General features: G+C 70.4%; 17 protein-coding genes. 12 read left to right on the plus strand and 5 right to left on the minus strand.

Annotated features, from left to right (window positions below):
* The first annotated feature begins 1 nt into the window (after nucleotide 1).
* From nirB to VHD82_RS15935, 6 genes are all read left to right on the plus strand, one after another.
* Nucleotides 2–2,536, plus strand: coding sequence for a nitrite reductase large subunit NirB (nirB, locus tag VHD82_RS15910; RefSeq protein ID WP_325703496.1), 2,535 nt, complete (start codon nucleotides 2–4; stop codon nucleotides 2,534–2,536).
* The gene (nirD, locus tag VHD82_RS15915; RefSeq protein WP_325703499.1) at nucleotides 2,533–2,877 is read left to right on the plus strand and encodes a nitrite reductase small subunit NirD; all 345 of its coding nucleotides are present in this window, start codon (nucleotides 2,533–2,535) and stop codon (nucleotides 2,875–2,877) included. Before nirB ends, nirD begins: the two co-directional genes overlap by 4 nt.
* A gap of 174 nt (nucleotides 2,878–3,051) precedes the next feature.
* The gene (locus VHD82_RS15920) at nucleotides 3,052–4,158 is read left to right on the plus strand and encodes a uroporphyrinogen-III synthase (protein WP_325703502.1); all 1,107 of its coding nucleotides are present in this window, start codon (nucleotides 3,052–3,054) and stop codon (nucleotides 4,156–4,158) included.
* Nucleotides 4,155–4,835, plus strand: coding sequence for a sirohydrochlorin chelatase (locus VHD82_RS15925; protein ID WP_325703505.1), 681 nt, complete (start codon nucleotides 4,155–4,157; stop codon nucleotides 4,833–4,835). Before VHD82_RS15920 ends, VHD82_RS15925 begins: the two co-directional genes overlap by 4 nt.
* 327 nt (nucleotides 4,836–5,162) lie before the next feature.
* Complete coding sequence (locus tag VHD82_RS15930; RefSeq protein WP_325703508.1) at nucleotides 5,163–5,387, plus strand: hypothetical protein; 225 nt, start codon at nucleotides 5,163–5,165, stop codon at nucleotides 5,385–5,387.
* A 27-nt stretch (nucleotides 5,388–5,414) separates the two neighbouring features.
* Nucleotides 5,415–6,113 carry a hypothetical protein gene (locus VHD82_RS15935; protein WP_325703511.1) on the plus strand — a complete coding sequence of 233 codons (699 nt, stop codon included), beginning with the start codon at nucleotides 5,415–5,417 and terminating at the stop codon, nucleotides 6,111–6,113.
* Nucleotides 6,114–6,305: 192 nt separating this feature from the next.
* Here the strand turns inward: VHD82_RS15935 and VHD82_RS15940 are convergent, their stop codons facing one another.
* Together VHD82_RS15940 and VHD82_RS15945 are read right to left on the minus strand one after the other, a co-directional pair.
* The gene (locus VHD82_RS15940) at nucleotides 6,306–7,427 is read right to left on the minus strand and encodes a DNA glycosylase AlkZ-like family protein (RefSeq protein WP_325703514.1); all 1,122 of its coding nucleotides are present in this window, start codon (nucleotides 7,425–7,427) and stop codon (nucleotides 6,306–6,308) included.
* A gap of 10 nt (nucleotides 7,428–7,437) precedes the next feature.
* Entirely contained in the window at nucleotides 7,438–7,830 is a 393-nt protein-coding gene (locus VHD82_RS15945; RefSeq protein ID WP_325703517.1) for a DUF3224 domain-containing protein, read from the minus strand.
* Nucleotides 7,831–7,993: 163 nt separating this feature from the next.
* On the opposite strand from VHD82_RS15945, the gene VHD82_RS15950 reads away from it, so the two are divergent.
* Together VHD82_RS15950 and VHD82_RS15955 are read left to right on the plus strand one after the other, a co-directional pair.
* A complete protein-coding gene (locus VHD82_RS15950) occupies nucleotides 7,994–8,962 on the plus strand; it encodes a YafY family protein (protein WP_325703520.1) in 969 nt (322 codons plus the stop codon).
* A complete protein-coding gene (locus tag VHD82_RS15955) occupies nucleotides 8,955–9,761 on the plus strand; it encodes a uroporphyrinogen-III synthase (protein ID WP_325703523.1) in 807 nt (268 codons plus the stop codon). The genes VHD82_RS15950 and VHD82_RS15955 overlap by 8 nt, the downstream gene beginning before the upstream one ends.
* On the opposite strand, the gene VHD82_RS15960 is transcribed toward VHD82_RS15955, so the two are convergent.
* Nucleotides 9,758–10,573, minus strand: coding sequence for a siderophore-interacting protein (locus VHD82_RS15960; RefSeq protein ID WP_325703525.1), 816 nt, complete (start codon nucleotides 10,571–10,573; stop codon nucleotides 9,758–9,760). The genes VHD82_RS15955 and VHD82_RS15960 overlap by 4 nt on opposite strands.
* 41 nt (nucleotides 10,574–10,614) lie before the next feature.
* The gene (locus VHD82_RS15965) at nucleotides 10,615–10,902 is read right to left on the minus strand and encodes an MGMT family protein (RefSeq protein ID WP_325703527.1); all 288 of its coding nucleotides are present in this window, start codon (nucleotides 10,900–10,902) and stop codon (nucleotides 10,615–10,617) included.
* Nucleotides 10,903–10,971: 69 nt separating this feature from the next.
* Here VHD82_RS15965 and VHD82_RS15970 point away from each other — a divergent pair, with 69 nt between their 5' ends.
* The 4 genes from VHD82_RS15970 to VHD82_RS15985 all read left to right on the plus strand — a co-directional run bounded on the left by VHD82_RS15970 (nucleotide 10,972) and on the right by VHD82_RS15985 (nucleotide 19,009).
* Complete coding sequence (locus VHD82_RS15970; RefSeq protein WP_325703530.1) at nucleotides 10,972–14,145, plus strand: ATP-dependent DNA helicase; 3,174 nt, start codon at nucleotides 10,972–10,974, stop codon at nucleotides 14,143–14,145.
* The gene (locus VHD82_RS15975; RefSeq protein WP_325703533.1) at nucleotides 14,142–17,357 is read left to right on the plus strand and encodes an ATP-dependent DNA helicase; all 3,216 of its coding nucleotides are present in this window, start codon (nucleotides 14,142–14,144) and stop codon (nucleotides 17,355–17,357) included. Before VHD82_RS15970 ends, VHD82_RS15975 begins: the two co-directional genes overlap by 4 nt.
* A 98-nt stretch (nucleotides 17,358–17,455) precedes the next feature.
* Complete coding sequence (locus tag VHD82_RS15980; protein ID WP_325703743.1) at nucleotides 17,456–18,457, plus strand: potassium channel family protein; 1,002 nt, start codon at nucleotides 17,456–17,458, stop codon at nucleotides 18,455–18,457.
* A gap of 102 nt (nucleotides 18,458–18,559) precedes the next feature.
* Entirely contained in the window at nucleotides 18,560–19,009 is a 450-nt protein-coding gene (locus tag VHD82_RS15985) for a hypothetical protein (RefSeq protein ID WP_325703536.1), read from the plus strand.
* Between the two features lie 140 nt (nucleotides 19,010–19,149).
* Here the strand turns inward: VHD82_RS15985 and VHD82_RS15990 are convergent, their stop codons facing one another.
* Nucleotides 19,150–20,118 (minus strand): neutral zinc metallopeptidase, encoded by a 969-nt coding sequence (locus VHD82_RS15990; protein WP_414637522.1) that lies wholly within the window; start codon nucleotides 20,116–20,118, stop codon nucleotides 19,150–19,152.
* Nucleotides 20,119–20,132 lie beyond the last annotated feature (14 nt).

The following is a 20,132-nucleotide window of genomic DNA, read 5'->3' on the forward strand; positions in this document are numbered from 1 at the left end:
GATGACGCGCACGCTGGTCGTCGTCGGACACGGCATGGTGGGCCATCGGCTCGTGGAGGCATTGCGGGCCGAGGACACCGAACACACCTGGCGAGTGATCGTGCTCGCCGAGGAGCCGCGCGCGGCGTACGACCGGGTCGCGTTGACGTCCTATGTGGACGGTTGGCAGGCGGAGGCGCTCTCGTTGCCCGGCTCGGACTACGCCGGGGATTCGCAGGTGGAACTGCGCCTGAACGACCCGGTCGCCGGCATCGACCGTGCCGCCAAGACGGTGACCACCGTCGGCGGGTACCGCGTGTCCTACGACGCGCTGGTGCTCGCCACCGGCTCCCGGCCGTTCGTGCCCCCGGTTCCCGGGCACGACCTGCCGGGCTGCTTCGTCTACCGCACGATCGAGGACCTGGACGCGATCCGCGCGGCCGTCGACCGGGCGAAGGCGACGAGGCGGGGGCGCGCCGCCGCCATGGTCGTCGGCGGCGGGCTCCTCGGCCTGGAGGCGGCGAAAGCGTTGCGGGATATGGGACTTTCCCCGCACGTCGTGGAGATGGCGCCCCGGCTGATGCCGATCCAGGTGGACGACGGGGGCGGCCGCCTGCTGCGCAAGCTCGTCACCGAACTCGACCTGACCGTCCACACGGGAGCCTCGTCGGAGAAGATCGAGCAGGATGGGAACCGGCTCTACACCAAGCTCACCAACGGCACCGAGCTGGATCTGGACCTCATCGTGTTCTCCGCCGGGGTGCGGCCCCGGGACGAGCTGGCTCGCGAGTCCCGTTTGGACGTCGGGGAGCGCGGTGGCGTTCTGGTGGATCTTTCGTGCCGTACCAGCGATCCCGACGTGTTCGCGATCGGGGAGTGCGCGGCGGTGGAGGGCCGGTGCTACGGGCTCGTCGCGCCCGGCTACACGATGGCCGAGGTCGTCGCCGCGCAACTGCTCGGCAAGGACGGCGAGTTCCCCGGCGCGGACATGTCCACCAAGCTCAAGCTGATGGGCGTCGACGTCGCCAGCTTCGGCGACGCGCACGCCGCGACCGAGGGCTCGCTGGAGGTCGTGCTCGCCGACGCCGTTTCGGGCTACTACAAGAAGCTCGTCGTGTCCGGGGACGAATCGCGCACACTGCTCGGCGGTGTCCTGGTCGGTGATGCGAGCGCCTACAACCTGTTGCGGCCGCTGGTCGGCAGCAAGCTTCCGGCGGACCCGGCCGCGATGCTGGCTCCGGAGGGCGGCGCCTCGGTCGGCGTCGACGCGCTGCCTGAGGGCGCGCAGGTGTGTTCCTGCAACAACGTCACCAAGGGCGCCATCACGCACGCGATCACCGAGCAGGGCTGCGACAGCGTGGCGGCGATCAAGGGCTGCACCAAGGCGGGCACCACCTGTGGCTCCTGCGTGCCGATACTGTCCAAGCTGCTCGACGCTTGCGGTGTGGTGCAGTCGAAGGCGGTGTGTGAGCATTTCACGCACTCGCGGGCGGAGCTGTTCCAGATCATCAAGGCCACCCGGATCACCACGTTCGGCGAGCTGATCGCCAAGCACGGCACCGGATCCGGCTGCGCGCTGTGCAAGCCCGCGGTCGCCTCGATCCTGGCGACGATCGGCACCACCGACGGCGCGGGCGGGCACATCCTCGACGGCGAGCAGGCCTCGTTGCAGGACACCAACGACCACTTCCTGGCGAACATGCAACGCAACGGGACCTATTCGATCGTGCCGCGAGTGCCGGGCGGGGAGATCAGCCCGGCCAAGCTGAAGGTGATCGCCGAAGTGGCCGACGAGTTCGGGCTGTACACCAAGATCACCGGCGCGCAACGGATCGACATGTTCGGCGCCACCGTCGACCAGCTGCCGTTCATCTGGAAGCGGCTGGTGGACGCGGGGATGGAATCCGGGCACGCGTACGGGAAGGCACTGCGCACGGTGAAGTCGTGCGTCGGTTCCACCTGGTGCCGTTACGGTGTGCAGGACAGCGTCGGTATGGCCGTGGAGTTGGAGCTGCGTTATCGCGGCCTCCGCTCGCCGCACAAGCTCAAGTCCGGGGTCTCGGGCTGCGCCCGCGAATGCGCGGAGGCCCGCAGCAAGGACTTCGGTGTGATCGCGACGGACAAGGGCTGGAACCTTTACGTCGGCGGGAACGGCGGCGCGCTGCCCCGGCACGCGGAACTGCTCGCGTCCGATGTGGACTCCCAGACGCTGATCCGCTACATCGACCGGTTCCTGATGTTCTACGTGCGCACCGCCGACCGGCTGCAGCGCACCGCGCCGTGGATCGAGGAGATGGAAGGTGGGCTCGATCACCTGCGCGCGGTGATCGTGGACGATAAACTCGGCATCTGCGAAGAACTCGACGCCGCGATGGCCAAGCACGTGGAGAACTACGCCGACGAATGGCGCGGTGTGCTGGAGGATCCGGAGAAACTGGCCCGCTTCACCTCCTTCGTCAACGCACCGGGTACGCCGGATCCGACCATCTCGTTCCGTCCGGAACGGGAGCAGAAGGTCCCTGTCCTGCTGGGTGTCCCGGAGGTGGTTTCCCGATGACCGCGGTGGAAGAACAGCTCGGCACGATAGCGGTGTGCCCGGCGGACAGGCTGATTCCCGGCCGGGGCGTCGCCGCGCTGCTACCGGACGGCAGGCAGGTCGCGGTTTTCCGTACCACCTCGGACGAGTACTACGGGTTGTCCAATGTGGACCCGTTCGGAAAGGCGGCGGTACTCTCGCGCGGCATCATCGGGGACAGCGCCGGCGTGCCCACGGTCTCGTCGCCGTTGCTCAAGCAGCGGTTCGACCTCCGGACGGGTGTTTGTCTCGACGACGAGTCGGTTCGCATCCGGGTCTACGAGGTCCGAGTGATAGATGGTGTGGTGCACATCCGCCCATGAGGACTGCTTGCAGGTCCGAATCAGCCAACGCCATGCCGGCCGACGTTGGAATGCTGTCGCGGCTTGCCGCGTCCGTTGAGGAGGCCGCATGAGTGACGCTTGCGAGCGAATCATCGACGTCATGCTGGCCAACGACACTGTCGCGGCTTGCCGCGTCCTTGAAGGTAGGGCCGCATGACCGAGCCTATTCCGCCGCTAGCCGGATTCGCCGTCGGCATCACCGCCGCCCGGCGTGCCGACGAGCTCGGCGCGCTGCTGGTGCGCAAGGGCGCGTCGGTCCGCTACGGCCCGGCGATCCGGATCGTGCCGCTGGCCGACGACACGGAGCTGCATGCCGCCACCACGGGTCTGCTGGAGGAGCCGGTGGACGCGGTGGTGGCCACCACCGGCATCGGCTTCCGTGGCTGGATCGAGGCGGCCGAGGGATGGGGGCTCGGCGAGGAACTGCTCACGGGGCTGGACAAGGCGACCCTGCTGGCCCGCGGCCCGAAGGCGCGTGGCGCGATCCGCGCGGCCGGGCTGTGCGAGCAGTACTCGCCGGGCTCGGAGTCCAACGCGGAGCTGTTGCAGCACCTGCTGGAGTCCGGTGTGGAGGGTCAGCGGATAGCGGTGCAGCTGCATGGCGAACCGCTGCCGTACTTCGTGGATTCGTTGCGGGAGGCGGGCGCCGAGGTGATCGAGGTGCCGGTGTACCGCTGGGTCGGTCCCGCCGACCCCGGCCCGCTGGACAGGCTGGTGGACGCGGTGCTCGACGGCGCGATCGACGCGATGCCGTTCACCAGCGCGCCGGCAGCGGCGAGCATGCTCGCGATGGCGAAGCGGACGGGCCGCCAGGCGGCACTGGTCGACGCGCTCACGCATCGTGTCCTGGTCGCCTGCGTCGGTCCGATCACCGCTGCTCCGCTCGCCGCGTTCGGCATCCCGACAGTGCAACCGGCCAGGGCGCGGATCGGCGCGCTGGCGCGGACGGTGGCCGAGCACTTGATGGAACGCTCGCCGCGGCTGCGCGTGGCCGGGCGCCAGATCGAACTGCGCGGTCAAGCGGCCATTGTGGACGGTCAGTTGTGCGAGGTCGCGCCCGCGCCGATGGCTGTGCTCCGCGCGCTGGCCGTCGAGCCGGGGCGCGTCGTTTCGCGCCGGGAGCTGACGGCGGCGCTGCCGAGCGGCGGGGAGGAGCATGCGGTGGAAACGGCGATCGGGCGGCTGCGCACCTCGCTCGGCGAGGGGAAACTCGTGCAGACCGTGGTGAAACGCGGCTACCGGCTGGCGGTGGACAGATGATCGTCCTGGCCGCGCATGGCACGCGCGCTCCCGCCGGCCCGCTGGTGATCGAGGCGCTGGCGGCGCGGATCCGGGCGGAGGCGGGAGTTTCGGTGCGGGTCGCGTATGCAGACGTGCGCCGGCCCGACGTGACGACGGTGCTGGATTCCGTGCGCGGGCACCAGGCCGTGGTGGTGCCCGCGTTCCTGGCGTCGGGGTACCACGTGCGCACGGACATCCCGGCCCAGATCGCGGCGAGCGGCCACCCCGACGTCGTACTGGCCGATGCGTTCGGCCCGGCGCCCGAGCTGATCGAGGCGATGCGGGACAGGCTGGAATGGGCAGGCTACCGCTCCGGTGACGCGGTCGTGCTGGCCGCGGCCGGTTCCAGCGACCCGCGGGCTCTGGCGGAGGTGCGGGTGGCCGCGGACGCCTTGTCGATGCAACTGGGTACGTCGGTGCGGGTCGGTTATGCCGCCACGGCCCGGCCTTCGGTTTCGGATGCTGTGGCGTATGCGCGGGGGCGCGGACATCGGGTGGCGATCGCGTCTTGGCTGCTTGCGCCCGGGTTGTTCCAGCGGCGGCTGAACGATTCCGGCGCGGAGGTCGTCGCCGAGCCGTTGGGTGTGCATCCCGGGGTGGTGGATCTGGTTTTGCGGCGGTACCGCCACGCCCTGGGGTCGTTGGTCGCGGCCTAGGTTCGGCTTACTCCGGCTGCACGGTTCACAGCTCTCTCGTAGCTTCCCCACACGACGCTCCCAGGAGCCGGGACGAAGGTCGTGGGTGTCAGCAAACCGGACGCCCAGAGAGAGAACCCGATGACGTTCGAACCGGCGCAACGCGATCCGCGTGAAGCGAATGCACCGACCGAGAGCTTTGTGACCCCCAGCGGGCCGGCCCCTCACCAGGGTCCGGCCGGGCAGGGTGGGACGGCCGCGGCGACCGCAGCCCCCACGGCGCCGCCCGTCCCACCTGCCGTCAGGCCGGCCAAGCCGGCGCGTCAGCTCTCCGTCCTGATCGCCAGTGTGCTCGCGGCCGCCGCGCTCATCGTGGGCGGCAGCATCGGTTTCATCATCGGCCACTCCTCGGGCTCCGGTTCGTCCACCCCGACTTCGGGGCAGCTGGGGCCCGGCGGCATGGGTGGCTACGGCGGCGGCATGGGTGGCTACGGCCCGCCGGACGGTGGCACGGGCGGGATGCCGGGACAGCAGCAGGGCAGCTCCGCCACCTCCACCCAGTCTTCGACCTGACCCGAGTTCGGCCACAGGAGGTTTCCGATGGGTTTGTTCACCCTCCTCATCTTCGTCGTGATCGTCGGCTGCCTGATCATGGCGTTCAGCAAACGGCCCGGCGCCTCCCGTGGTGGATTTCCGTTGGGTGGACAGCAGAATCCGAGTGACGCCGAGGCGGAGGCCCGCCGCTGGGTGGAACGCCTCGGCGCGGGGATCACCAGCCTCGACGGCGCCGGCAACACCGCCGCCACCCAGGCGCTGGCGGACGCGGCCGAGCGGTACAACGCGGCCGGCGCGGAACTGGCGCAGGCCCGGTCCGCGACCCAGTTCTCGCTCGCGGGGCAGACCGCGATCGAGGGCCTGCACTACATCCGCGCGGCCCGGACCGCGCTGGGCATGGATCCGGGACCGGAAATCCCGGAGCTGGGCCAGACCGAAAGCATCGCCGGACGGCAGCGCGTCGTGGTGGGCAACCAGGAGCACTACGCCTCACCTCAACCGGGAGACGCGACGCCGTACTACTACCCGGGCGGGCAGGTCGGGGGCCGTCCGGTGCCGGCGGGCTGGTACAGCACGCCGTGGTGGAAGACCGCACTGGTCGCCGGGGCGGCCGGGGTCGGCGGGGCGTTGCTCTTCGACACCCTGCTCGATGGCTTCGGGGGCCATCACCACCACATGTTCGGTCCGGGCCCAGGCGGACCGGGTGGATTCGGCGACTTCGGTGGGCCCGGAGGCCCCTTCTGAGCCCATCCATCGAAGGCTGACCGCTCGAACCGCTCGGGGTTCGGGCGGTCAGTCCTTTTTCGCCCGTACTGCAACAGACCGGGGGCCGGGCGGCGTTTAACGGGTGACTCGCCGACGTCAGGAGGCATCCGTGCGAGAAACGATCACCATGTCAGCCCTCACCTGATCCCCGTGCACCTGAACGCGGGCGAGCTAACCCCACGCCACCCGGAGATCGGCGAAGCCGCGCGTAGCCGCAACGCGCTCGGCCTCGGCCTCGGCCGCTTTCCGGGCAGCGGGTGGGACGCTCCAAAATGGACTCATCGTGAAGTCCAGGCGTTTGCGCCCGCTGCCCTTCGTGCGCCAGCTCCCGGCAAGCTCGCCATCGATCAGCAGCGCACCCGGGTTCCCGAGGATCTTCCAGATTTCCTTCTGCCGCGCCTTGTCCGGCACGAGCGTCGCCCGGTCTCGCGACTGCAGGAAGGGGTCCCAGGGCGGCAGCAACCGCACCACGTCCGGCTCCGGCGGGTTCTCCAGCAAACGCACCTCGGCCGGCGGCAGGAAGGCGCGCCGTCCGTCGACCCGCACCTCGGTGAGCTCCGACGGCCACATCGCCTTCGCCTTCGCCGCCGTCGTGCCCACGAACCCCGCGGCCTCCGAAGGGCCCGCGGGCCCGTGCAACCGCAGATACGCGGCCACTACCGAGGTGGCCGCCGCCAGGTCCGGCTTGGTGCGCATCCGCCCGCGGCCCTCGATCGGTGCGAGCGTCGCCGGGAACGCGCCGGCCTCCAGCCGGGCGCCGCCGTGCACGGCGGCCAGGCGCATCACCTGCTCCAGGATGTGCACCACCCCGCAACCCCGGCACCAGTACGACAACCCGTCCGGAATGAGCTTGGTGACGGCCGTGCTCACCGCGCCCTTGGTCATCGGCTTGTCCACGACCTTCCGGATCGCCCGCGCGGCCGTGAACAGCCCGTCCGTGGCGCTCATCCCGGCTGCTTCCACCTGACGCCGCTGCCATTGCATCCGCGCCATCGCATCCGCTTCGTCGATCGGCACGAGCGCCGCCGTGACCGTGGACAGCTCCGACGTCCGGTGAAAGTGCGGCGCGCCCCGGTGCGTCCAGGCCAGCGCGAACCGTGGATCGTCCACCAGCGGCTCTTCGCCCACGTCGCCGGTCAGCCGCGCCACCAGAGAGACCGCCGCGGTGTCCCGCATGGTGCTCTGCAAGCCGAGATCGAACACGGCCAGCGAGTTCGCGTCGCCGGTCTCCCGGTGCAGGCCCTGTGCCGCTATCCGGTAGGCGAGCACCTGTTCGCGATCCACTTCCAGCAACGCGAACTCCTCACAGCGAGTATTCGAACGTGTAGTCCATCGTCTCGCCGGCCCCGGCGACCGTCCCGGAGCCCGCCAGCCCGGCCAGCTCACCCGTCCCGGAACCCGGCACCACGGTGAACGAGCCCCGCACGCCCTCGTTTCCGTAACCTACCTCGTGCCGGATGACGAAACTGCCCTTCCGGCCGTCGACACTGCCGTCGATGCGCTCGAGCCCAGGCGCTGTTTGTCCCGCACCGTCGTAGCCTTCGCCCGCGTAGTACAGCAGGAAGTCACAGGCCGAGTTGCCCTCGATCAGGCCGCTGTACTCGAAGGTCGCGTGCGCGTGCGCGAAACGCGGCCCGTCCTCCGGCCCCGAGACGACGGCTTCTTCCCAGTTCTTCATGGCGAACGTGTTTGTCATGAACACAGCATCACGCCAATACCTGTCAGCCAATGTCAGGTTTTTCGGGGAGAATCAGATTTACCGGTCCGACCAAGGCAGGCGGACACGGTCCGCAGCCGACAAGCTGGTGGAAACCCGTTTCCGCCGTGACTGTGGTCGGATTGGTAACGAAAGGCACAGTATGCGAGCGAGCAGGTTGCTCTCGGTGCTGTTGCTGCTGCAGAACCGGGGCCGGCTGACGGCCGAAGAACTGGCCGCGGAGCTGGAGGTCTCGGTACGCACGGTGTACCGGGACATCGAAGCGCTCTCGGCCGCCGGTGTCCCGGTGTATGCCGACCGCGGCCGCACGGGCGGATATCAGCTGGTGGACGGCTATCGCACCCGGCTGACGGGCCTCACCGAGGAAGAGGCGCAATCGCTTGCGCTCACCGGGCTGCCCGGTGCCGCGGCCGAGCTGGGCCTCGGCACCGTGCTCGCCGCCGCGCAGCTCAAGCTGCACGCCGCGTTGCCGGCTGAGTTGCGCACCCGCGCCGGGCACGTCGCCGAGCGCTTCCTGCTCGATGTGCCGGGCTGGTTCCGCGGCATCGAAAGCCTGCCGAACCTGGCCGAGCTCGCGCGGGCGGTGTGGCACAGCACCCGGGTGAAGGTCCGCTACCGCCGGTGGGACAACAGCGAGGTCGAGCGGGTGCTGGACCCGCTGGGGCTGATACTCAAGGCCGGGAACTGGTATGTTGCGGCCCGGCGCGACGGTACGGACCGGACGTACCGGGTGTCCCGCATCCTCGAACTGGAGGAGCTGGGCGAAACGTTCGAGCGACCGGCGGAGTTCGATCTCGCGGAGTACTGGCGAGTCTGGTCGGAGCAGTTCGAGCGGCGGATGTACCCCAGGGTCGCGGTAGTGCTGCTTTCCCCGCTCGGCCGCGATCTCGTACCGTTCTACCTGGGCGCGGTCGGTGCCCGCGCGCTGCGGGAGACGCGCGGTGAACCGGATGAGGACGGGTGGTTGCGGGTGGAGTTACCGGTGGAGCCGGGCGCCCCGGCGCTCGGCGAACTGTTGCGGTTCGGCCCGGAGTTGCGGGTGCTCGAACCGGCGGACCTTCGCGCGCGGATCGCCGGGGCCGTCGCGAAGATGGGCGAGAACTATGGCTGATCTGTCTGGCGTCATCATCGGCGTGACCGCGGAGCGTCGCGCCGAGGAGTTCATCGGCGCGCTCGAACGCAACGGCGCGACCGTGCGCCACGCGCCGTTGATCCACATCGTCCCGCTGCCCGACGACACGAAGCTGCGGGCGGCGACGGAAACCGTGCTCTCGGAAGGAATCGATGTGCTCGCCGTGACGACGGGCGCAGGGTTCCGCGGCTGGCTGGAGGCGGCCGAAGGCTGGGGCCTGTGCGAGCAGTTGCAGGACACGCTCCGCCAGGCCCGGATTTTCACCCGCGGTCCGAAGGGCAGGGGCGCGGTCCGCGGCCGCGGGCTGACGGAGGAGTGGTCCGCGCCCGAGGAGAGCAATCGTCAGTTGTTCGCGCACCTGCAGGAGATCGGGGTGTCCGGGCTGCGCGTCGCCGTCCAGCTGCACGGTTCGCCCCTCATCGAGCACACCGAGGCGCTGGCCGCGGCGGGCGCGCGGCTGATCGAGGTGCAGCCGTATCGGTGGGAGTGGCCGGCGGACTTGCAGCCGGCGCGGCGGCTGCTGGACGAGGTGCTGGGCAAGCAGGTGCAAGCGCTTGCGTTCACCAGCGCCCCGGCCACGTCGAACCTGCTCAGCCTGGCGCGTGAGCGTGGGCGTTACGACGAGCTGTTGCAGGCCCTGCACGGTGACGTCGTGTGTGCCTGCGTCGGGCCGGTGACGGCCGCGCCGCTGACGAAGGTGGGCGTACCGACGTTGCAGCCGGAGCGGCAACGCCTTGGCGCGCTGGTGAAACTCCTCGTTGCCGAGCTGGGTTCCTAGTCCTCGTCGAGGGGTTCGCCTGCTTCGTACTTGCGCAGGCTCTCGGCCGCGTCGTCGTCCTGGTTGACGCCCTTGCGCCAGTAGCCGGTGAAGGTGATCGCCCGCTTGTCGACGCCGCGCTCGCGGACGAGGTGGCGTCGGGCGTACTTGACCATTCCCGCTTCGCCCGAGATCCACGCGTAGGGCGCTCCGTCGGGGAACTTCGCTTCGCGCACCGCGCTGAGCAAAGCCGCGCCGTGTGGGCTTGAGCCCCGGTGCACCCAGTTGATCTCGACGTCACCGTCGGTGGCGAGTTCCTGTTCCTCGGCCAGGTCGTCGATCTCGATGTAGGCGCGGGCCACGGCGCCGCGGGGCAGGTCGGCGAGGATCGCCCCGATCGCGGGCAGTGCCGTTTCGTCGCCGACCAGCAGCTGCCAGTCGGTCTGTTCGGGGACGACGTGCAGGCCGCCGGGCCCGATCAGTGCGACGTGATCGCCCGGCTGGACCCGGTTGGCCCACCGGCTGGCCGGGCCGCCGTCGCCGTGCAGCACGAAGTCGATATCCAGCTCCGAACCGCGGTGCTCGCGGATCGTGTAGGTGCGCATCGGCGGGCGAATCTCGTCCGGCATCGCGAGGTAGGTGCGGTACCAGGTGTCCCCCGGCAGGTCGGGCAACTGCGGCTTTTCCTGTCCTGGCAAGGGAAAGAACAGCTTGAGGTACGCGTCGGCGCACGAGCCCGCGCACAGATGGAGCTCGTCACCGGCGAAGCTGACCCGCGCCATGCCCGGAGTCACCCGCCGCACCGCCGTCACTTGAGCCTCCCGCACGTCCATAAAGGTGAGGCTAACCTAAGCAACGCGGAACGGGCAATGGTTCAAGGCTGCCAGCGGTACGTGCGGAGGCTCACTCGCTGACCGTCCGCGAGCACGCCCTCCGCGCGCAGCAGTTCGAGCTGGCGGTGGGCGAGATGCGGGGCAGGGGTGCCGTTGGCGCGCAGGATCCGGTGCCACGGCAGGTCGTGGCCGTCCTCCGACAGCACGCGCCCGATCAGCCGCGGCGACGGGGCGCCCGCGATCGCCGCGATGTCGCCGTACGTGGCGACCTTGCCTGCCGGCACCGTGGAGATGACCTCTCGAACACGCTCGTGCAACTGCTCGTCCACAGGGCAAACCTACGCCGGAAGGTGTGCCGGTGCGCCGAGTTGTCGGACGGACGTGATTCCATCGTTTTCGTGAGTGCACGCGGTACGGGAACCAAGGGCGCACGGCTGGTCCGCCGCCCTGCCGAACCGCCGCGTCCGCAGAGCTGGGAGCCCGCTGCCCGCGCGGTGATCGAGCGCCCTGGCGGGTTCGTCCGTGTCCTCGGCGGGCCGGGCACCGGCAAGACGTCGTTGCTGGCCACGGCCGCCGCGAGCCGTATCGACAGTGGGGTCGACCCGCAGCGGCTGCTGGTGCTCACCACTTCCCGTCGTGCCGCGAACGCGCTGCGCGCGGAGATCACCCGCCGGGTCACGTCGGGTTTGGACGGCCGCACGATCCGTGAACCCATCGTGCGCACTGTGCATTCGTACGCGTTCGCGCTGCTTCGCCTGCAGGCCAACGCGCAGGAGATGCCGGCGCCGCGGCTGCTGTCCAGCCCGGAGCAGGACGTGGTGGTCCGCGAGCTGCTGGCCGGTGACCTCGAGGAGGGCGCCGAAGACTGGCCGGAGCAGCTGCGGCCAGCGTTGGCCGTGCCCGGGTTCGCCGAGGAGCTGCGGGATCTGATCCTGCGCGCGGCCGAGCGCGGCCTCGGCCCGGAGGATCTGGTCAAGCTCGGCAACCGCACCGAACGTCCACAGTGGATCGCGGCGGGCGTGTTCTGGCGGCAGTACGAGGAAGTCACGGTGCTGCAGGGCGCGGGCGGTGCGCCGGCGCTGGACGCGGCGGAGCTGGTCGCGAACGCGCTCGTGGAGATGGAGGGCGACCCGGACCTGCTGACCCGTGAGCAGGCGCGGATCCGGCACGTGTTCGTCGACGACGCGCAGCACCTCGACCACCTCCAGTTCCGGCTGCTGCGGCTGCTCGGCTCCGCGGCCGAGGACTTCGTGGTCGCCGGAGATCCCGATCAGGGCATTTTCTCCTTCCGTGGCGCGGATCCCACCCTGCTCACCGACGCGGATCCCAGCGGGGACAACACGATCACGCTCACCCGCACCCATCGCCTGAGTCAGGCGGTGCATTCGGCGGTCAGCCGGTTCGCGGGCACGCTGCCCGGCGCGAACCGCCACCGCATGCCCGCCCCGAACCCGGACGCGCCGGAAGGCGCGGTCAAGGTCCGCCTCATGCCGACACCGTCGGCGGAGGCGAGCTGGATCGCGGACCAGTTGCGGCGTGCCCACCTCACCGAGGAGGTGCCGTGGTCGGAGATGGCCGTGCTGGTCCGCTCGCCGGGGCGTTCTTTCCCGGTGCTGCAGCGAGCTTTGCGCGCCGCGGGCGTGCCGATCGCCTCGGCCGCGGAGGAGCTGCCGCTGGCCAGGCAGCCCGCCGTCCGGCCGCTGCTGGCGGTGCTACGGGTGGCTTCGAACCCCGATGCGCTCACCGTGGACATCGCCGAGATGTTGCTGTCCTCGCCGCTCGGCGGCGCCGATCCGTTGGCGCTGCGCCGGATGCGGCGCGGCCTGCGGCGCTTGGAGCTTGCCGCCGGTGGGGAGCGTTCCAGCGACGAGTTGCTGCTGGAAGTGTTGCGGGACAACGACAAGCTCGGTGCGCTCGCCGACGCCGAAGCCAGGCCGATCCGCCGCGTTGGCAGCCTGATCGAGGTTACGGCAGCCGAGATCCGGCGGGGCGCTTCGGTGGAGCAGGTGCTGTGGGAGCTGTGGAAGGCGAGTGAACAGCAGCCGCGGCTGGTTCGGTTGTCCGCGCGCGGGGGCACGCTGGGCTCGCAGGCGGACCGGGATCTCGACGCGATCGTCGCCCTGTTTCACGCGGCAGGCAACTACGTGGATCGGTTGCCCAAGGCCAGTGTCGCCTCGTTCGCGGACTACCTTTCGTCGCAGAACATCGCCGGCGACAGCTTGGCTCCGGTAGCGGCTCGCGGCGAGGGTGTCTCGTTGCTGACCGCGCACGGTGCCGCTGGTCGCGAGTGGACAGTGGTGGCGGTGGCCGGTGTCCAGGAAGGCAGCTGGCCCGATCTGCGGTTGCGCGGATCGCTGCTGGGCGTGGAGAAGCTCGTCGACCTGCTGTCCGGTGTGGACGGTGACACAGTGTCCGCCACCGCGCCCATTCTCGCCGAGGAGCGCCGCCTGTTCTACGTCGCGGCGAGCCGGGCACGGGAAACGCTGCTGGTCAGTGCCGTGGCGGGGGAGGACGAGCAGCCTTCCCGGTTCGTGGACGACCTCGAGTCGAACAGCGCCGACGAGTCCGGAATGGACTCCAGGATGAAGGCGCCAGGGCGTTCCCTGGTGCTCGCCGAGCTGGTCGGCGAGCTGCGGAAGGCGGTGTGTGATCCGGACACCGAGCCGGAGCGCCGAGAGCGTGCGGCACGTCAGCTCGCCCGGCTCGCCGCCGACGGGGTGCCGGGCGCGCATCCCGATTCCTGGTACGGCATCACGGATCCGTCCTCGACCGAACCACTTTACGGCGTGGGTGACGTCGTCCGGATTTCACCATCCACTGTGGACACGCTGGCCCGTTGCCCGTTGCGCTGGCTGATCGAGCGGCACGGCGGCAGCGACCCGGCGCAGCTCGCCGCCATCACCGGCACGCTGGTGCACGGGCTCGCGCAGGCGGCGGCGAGCGGGATGGACGATCAGGCCCTCCGGCAGGCGCTCGACGAAGCGTGGACGAAGGTCGACGCCGGGGCCCCGTGGTTCTCCCGGCGCGAGCGGGCCCGCGTCGAGCAGATGGTGCAGAACTTCCTGACCTGGCTGAACACCAGCCGCGCCGAGCTCACGCAGCTCGGCGTGGAGCAGGACATCGAGGTGGAGCTGCCGCTCGGCGAGGACGGGATGCTGATCCGGCTGCGTGGCCGGGTGGACAGGCTGGAGTCCGACAAGGACGGCAGGCCGGTGATCGTCGACCTCAAAACCGGCAGGACACCGGTCACCGCCGCCGACGCCGAGCTGCATCCCCAGCTGGCGGCATACCAGCTTTCGGTGCTGCTCGGCGCTTTCGGCGAGGACAAACGCCCAGGCGGCGCGCGCTTGGTGTATCTGGCAAAGTCGCACAACAAGACCGGTGCGACGCAGCGCGACCAGCCGGCGCTGGACGACGAAAGCGGCCGTCGCTGGCTCGAACTGGTGCGTGAGGTCGCGACGTCGGCATCGGGGCCGGAGTACCAGGCGACCGAGAACGCCGACTGCGATCGTTGCCCGGCAAGGGGATCCTGCCCGCTGCGGCCGGAGGGCAGGCAGGTGACGGACGGATGACGCTGGTCTCGCCCGCCGAGGTCGCGGCCGCGCTCGGCCTGCATCCGCCCACCCCCGAGCAAGCCGCGGTGATCGCCGCCCCGATCGAGCCCGCGCTGGTGGTGGCGGGCGCGGGCGCGGGCAAGACGGAAACCATGGCCGCCAGGGTCGTCTGGCTGGTGGCCAACGGGGTCGTCACCCCGGAGCGGGTGCTGGGGCTCACGTTCACCCGCAAGGCGGCGCGACAGCTGGCGGAACGGGTGCGGGCCAGGCTGCGGCGGCTGGCCGGCTCGGGGCTGCTCGAACGGGTCGATCCGAGCGGCGCGCGGCGCGCGGCGGTCATCGCCGGTGAGCCGACGGTGCTGACGTATCACGCCTACGCGGGGCGGCTGTTGTCCGAACACGGCCTGCGGCTTCCGGTGCAGCCCGGTGTGCGGCTGCTGTCGGAAACCGCGTCGTGGCAGTTCGCGCACCGGGTCGTGTCCACTTGGGACAATGATCTCGAGACGGACCGGGTGCCGGCCTCGGTCACCGCGCAGCTGCTGGCGTTGACCGGTGAGCTCGGCGAGCATCTGGTCGAAGAACACCAGCTCGCCGCGTATTCGAACTGGCTGTGCGCGCTGATCGAGAGCGCGCCGAGGGCGAAAGGCCAGCGTGCCGCGCTGCCGAAGGCGCTGTCGGAAATCGCCGCGGCGCAACGGTTCCGGCTCGAGTTGCTGCCGCTGATCGAGGGATATCAGCGGCGCAAGCGGGCCGAGGGTGCGCTGGACTTCGCCGACCAGATGTCGCTCGCAGCGCAGCTCGCGACGTCGCATCCCGAGGTCGCGACGGGGGAGCGCGAGCGTTATGGCGCGGTCCTGCTGGACGAGTACCAGGACACCGGGCACGCTCAGCGCGTGCTGCTGCGCGCGTTGTTCGGCGGGGTCGAGAATCCGCCGCTGCCGGTCACGGCGGTGGGTGACCCGGCGCAGGCGATCTACGGCTGGCGCGGCGCGAGCGCGGCCAACCTGCCCCGGTTCACCACCGACTTTCCCCGCCGGGAGAACGGGAAACCGGTGCCCGCCCGGGATTTCGGGCTGCTCACCAGCTTCCGCAATCCGGCGGAGGTGCTGAATCTCGCCAACGGTATCGCCGAACCGCTGCGCGCCCGTGGTCTCGGGGTCGAACGGCTGCGTGCGCGCGAGGGAGCCGGCCCGGCGGACATCGAGTGCGCCCTGCTGCCGGACGTGCGCAAGGAACGGGAGTGGGTTGCCGACGCGCTGGCGAGGCGGTGGTTCGCCTGGCTGGAGGCGACGGACTCACCGCCGACGGCGGCCGTTCTCGTGCGGCGGCGCGCGGACATGGCGCCCATCGCGGCGGAGCTGCGGGCTCGCGGGCTGCCCGTCGAGGTGGTCGGGCTCGGCGGTCTGCTCGACGAGCCCGAGGTCGCCGACCTGGTGGCGACGCTGCGGGTGCTGTCCGATCCGCTGGCAGGCACCGCCGCGGCGCGGCTGCTGACCGGTGCGCGCTGGCGGCTGGCGGCATCGGATCTCGCGGCGTTGTGGCGCCGCGCCAACGAGATCGCCGCCCCGCCGCCGACCGCGGAGTCCACTGTGGACGAGCTGTTCGCGGAACGCGCGGAGCAGACCGGACTGATCGACGCGCTCGACGACCCTGGCGACCCGGCCCGGTACTCCGAGCAGGGCTACCGGCGGATCCGGCGCATCGCGGCCGAGCTGTCCGCGCTGCGCCGCCGTCTCGACCAGTCGTTGCCCGAGCTGGTGGCCGACGTCGAACGCACCTTGCTGCTGGATGTGGAATCGCTGGCGCGGCCCGGTGGCGCCGGGCGCGCGCATCTCGACGCGTTCGCCGATGTGGTCGCGGATTTCGCCGAGTCGTCCCCGGACGCGACGCTGATGTCCTTTGTGGACTATCTGGCCACCGCGGCGCACGCCGAGGACGGGCTGACGCCCGGCGAGGTCGAGGTGCTGCCGGACCGGGTGCAGGTGCTGACGGCCCATTCGGCGAAGGGCCTGGAGTGGCAGGTCGTCGCCGTGCCGCATCTGGTGCGGGAGGTGTTCCCGAACAAACGCCGCTCGTCGTCCTGGCTGCGCACGGTGACTTCGCTGCCGGCTTCGCTGCGGGGTGACTCGCAGGACCTGCCGAAGCTGCGTGTGTCCGACGGGATGGACCGCAAGGAGCTGATCGAGGGTTTCGAGGAGCACGAGGCGGCGTTCGCCGATCGTGAGGCCGAGGAGGAGCGGCGGCTTTGCTACGTCGCGTTGACCAGGTCCGAGCACGCGCTGCTGGTTTCGGGGTATTGGTGGAACGAGACGAGCACGAGGCCGAAGGGGCCGTCGGACTTTCTCACCGAGGTGCTCGAACTGGCAGGCGAAGACGCGATCTCCGTACTGGCCGAGGAGCCGCCGGCAGACCAGGAAAACCCGCTGGTCGCCGAATCCCGTTCGGCGCGCTGGCCGGTCGATCCGCTGGGCGCGCGCCGGGCCGCGGTCGCCGAGGGCGCGGATCTGGTGCTGTCCGCGTTGGCGTCCGGGGAAATCTCCGAGGAGGAGGACGACCCGGACGGCTGGATCGCCGACACGGACGTGCTCCTGGCCGAACGCGCTTCGGCCGCGCGGGCGGGGGAAGACGTGGCGCTGCCCGGGCATCTCTCGGTCAGCCAGCTGGTCGAGCTGGCTCGTGACCCCGGGGCGCTGGCGCGGCGGTTGCGGCGGCCGCTTCCGGTGCCCCCCAACACTTTCGCGCGCCGTGGCACTGCTTTTCACGGCTGGCTGGAACGGCGGTTCGAGGGGGAGCGGCTGCTGGAGATCGACGACCTGCCCGGCGCGGCCGACGACGGCGCAGCCCCCGACGAGGCTCTGGACGCGCTGCGCGAGGCGTTCGAGGCGAGCAGCTGGGCGCACCGGACGCCGCACGAGGTGGAGGTGCCGTTCTCGACCGAGGTCGACGGAGTCGTGGTGCGCGGCCGGATGGACGCGGTGTTCGCCGACCCCGACGGCGGCTGGACGGTGGTCGACTGGAAGACCGGCGCCGTGCCCGAGCCGGGAAAGCTGCGCCCGCTGTCCATCCAGCTCGCCGCGTACCGGCTGGCGTGGGCTTCGCTGTCCGGCACCCCGCTGGAGCGGGTCCGCGCCGCGTTCCACTACGTCCGCGACGACCACACAGTCCGCCCCGTCGACCTCCTCGACGCGGACGGCCTGCGCGACCTTCTCCGCTCGCTCCCCACCCCGTGAGTTTCCGGGAGGGGTGGCCGCGGGTTGAGTGATCCTTTACGATCCGCGGCGTGCGTGACCCTGACCGAGCTGACCACAAGCTCGTCGGCATTATCCGGATGCCGGAGCCCTCGATCAGCCCGATGCGGTCGATCATCCGGCGCGTCATCGGCGCCCTGCTCGCCCTGCTGGCCACCGTCCTGATCGTCTACGCCGGGCGCGACGGCTACCGGGACAGCAACGGTGACGGCTTGTCGCTGCTGGACAGCTTCTACTACGCGACGGTCTCCCTCTCGACTACCGGCTACGGCGACATCACCCCGGTCAGCGCCGTCGCGCGGCTGATCAACGTCCTGATCATCACCCCGCTGCGGGTGCTGTTCCTGATCGTGCTGGTCGGTACGACACTGGAAGTGCTCACCGAACGTTCCCGCCAGGCGTTCCGGATTCAGAAGTGGAGGTCCAAGGTGCGCGACCACGTGGTTGTCGTCGGGTTCGGCACGAAGGGCCGGTCGGCGGTCAAGACCCTGCTCGGCGACGAGACAGTCGAGCCGAACCGGGTGGTCGTCGTCGACACCGACCAGCAGGCGCTCGACGCCGCGGCCGCGCTCGGCCTGGTCACCGTGCACGGTTCGGCGACGCGCTCGGACGTGCTGCGCGTCGCGGGCGTACAGCGGGCGCGGGCGGTCGTCGTCGCGACGAACCGGGACGATTCGGCAGTGCTGGCCACGCTCACTGCGCGTGAAATGGCCCCGAAGGCGCACATCGTCGCTTCGGTCCGCGAAGCGGAGAACGTCCACCTCCTCAAGCAGTCCGGGGCGAACCAGGTGGTGGTCTCCAGCGAGACCGCGGGCAGGCTGCTCGGGATGGCCACGTCGACGCCGGTCGTGGTCGACATGGTCGAGGACCTGCTGACCCCGGAGTCCGGGCTGGCGATCGCGGAGCGCCCGGTCGAACCGTCGGAAGAAGGTGGCTCCCCGCGGCATTTGGCCGACATCGTCCTCGGCGTGGTCCGCGACGGGACCCTGTACCGGGTCGATTCCGCGCAGGTCGACGCCATCGAACCGGGGGACCAGTTGCTCTACGTCAAGAAAGTCACCCCGGCCGACCAGATCGAGTGATACCTCTCCGTCTGGCCGCCGTCCCTGTGCTTCCCCGGAACAATCTGGAAACATTGACCGGGTGCAGGTAGTCCAGAGCTCGTCCGTGCCGCGGCGAACCGCATGATCCATCCGCATGTCCGGTGGAACTCGCTGCTGGTCGCGGTGCTGGTGGGCATCGCGGTGGTGGTGATCGTCTGGTGGGCCGGTCCCGGCGCGCTCGGCGGCTCCGACGCGGCGCAGGGCACGGTCACCTCGGCCACCGTCACCGTCGCCGCCGAATGCTCGAACGCCGACGCGAGCGAGACGGTCCAGTTCGAGTTCGGCGGTCAGACCCACACCGGTTCGCTCGACGCCTGCGGGCATGACAAGAACGACAAGGTGGACATCCTGGTGCCGACCGGAATCGGCGCGGGCACCGTCGACGTGCACCTGGCCGACGTGAACGTCGGGCACAGCGACCTCCGCCGCCCGGTCGGCCTCGTGCTGCTGGCGTTGAGCTGCATCAGCGGAGCGGTCTACGCGTTCCTGGTGCAGCGGGGCCCGCGGCGGCCGGCGCTCGTGACGACCTGACCTTCGTCCGCGTCCTCGATCAACCTGTAGTTGAGGTAGAAGGTGCGGCCGGTGCTGAGCGCGCCGAGGCCGGTCACAGCGAGCAGTGTGAGCAATTCGAAGGCTCCGAAAGCGCGAGGGCGGAGTTCTCCCAGGCCGGGCTAGGAAACCTCCGAAGCCGGAGCGGCAAACGTGTTGCACTGGGCGATCCGGTTGTTCTGCGCGCCCTTCCGCCACCACGCGGCATAGTTCGCGTTCGTTCCGTGGTCGTGACTGCCGGAGGTGTTGTCACCGCGGGTGTCCTGATCGCGCCAGGCCTTGGCGTACATGTCCCGCGTGACGGACCCGCCGCGGTCCACCACCGCGCCGAGGAACATCCCGGAAAAGCACTGCGCCTGCAGTTCCTTGCGACGCGAAAGATCGAGGCCGGCCGGGGTGTCCTCGCCGACCTGGTAGATCTGCTGCCAGACCGCGTCCATGATCCCGGCCACTTCCTGCACGTGATGCCCGTACTCGTGCGCGAACAGCGCCAGATACACGCCCGGGTTGTTGCCGTACTGGTCGATCTGCAGCCCCTTGTACGGCACATACAGGTTGTTGTCGCAGTAGTACGCGGCCGTCGCGACGCCGACACCGATCGTGCCGCACGCGGTCTGGAAGCTCGCGCCGTTCGGGAAATGCAGGCTCGGCGGGCTGAACGGCAGGTGGTAGTACTCCAGGAACGGGCCCCACGCGTCGTTAAGGCACTGCTCGGCGGCGGTGAAGAACGCTTCGGCCGCGGCTTGCGTGCTCTGCCACGTCGGCAGGTTGCAGACGAGGTTCTGCAGGCCGGCGTTCGGATCCTGCAGGATCGGGTGGTCTGCCAGCTTCAGCACCTTTTGCCCGGATGCGGCGCCACCGCCGTCCACCGGGGCTGTGTCGGCGCCTGTCGCCGACGTGGTGGGCGCCGGGGTGCCCTGCGCGTTCCCGCCGCTGTCGCCGTTGTTGCTGCCGCGGTTCACGGCCACGAACACCACGAGCCCCGCGAGCAGCACGGCCAGGGCGCTGAAGGCGAACGCGGTCACCGGCATCGAGGAGGACGTCGAGCGCCGGTGTCTTCGACCGGGACCAGTCGGCGGCGGTTGGGTCATCGCCAGCCAGCATA

This window comes from Amycolatopsis sp. (genome assembly GCF_035546795.1).
Classification (GTDB): Bacteria; Actinomycetota; Actinomycetes; order Mycobacteriales; family Pseudonocardiaceae; genus Amycolatopsis_E.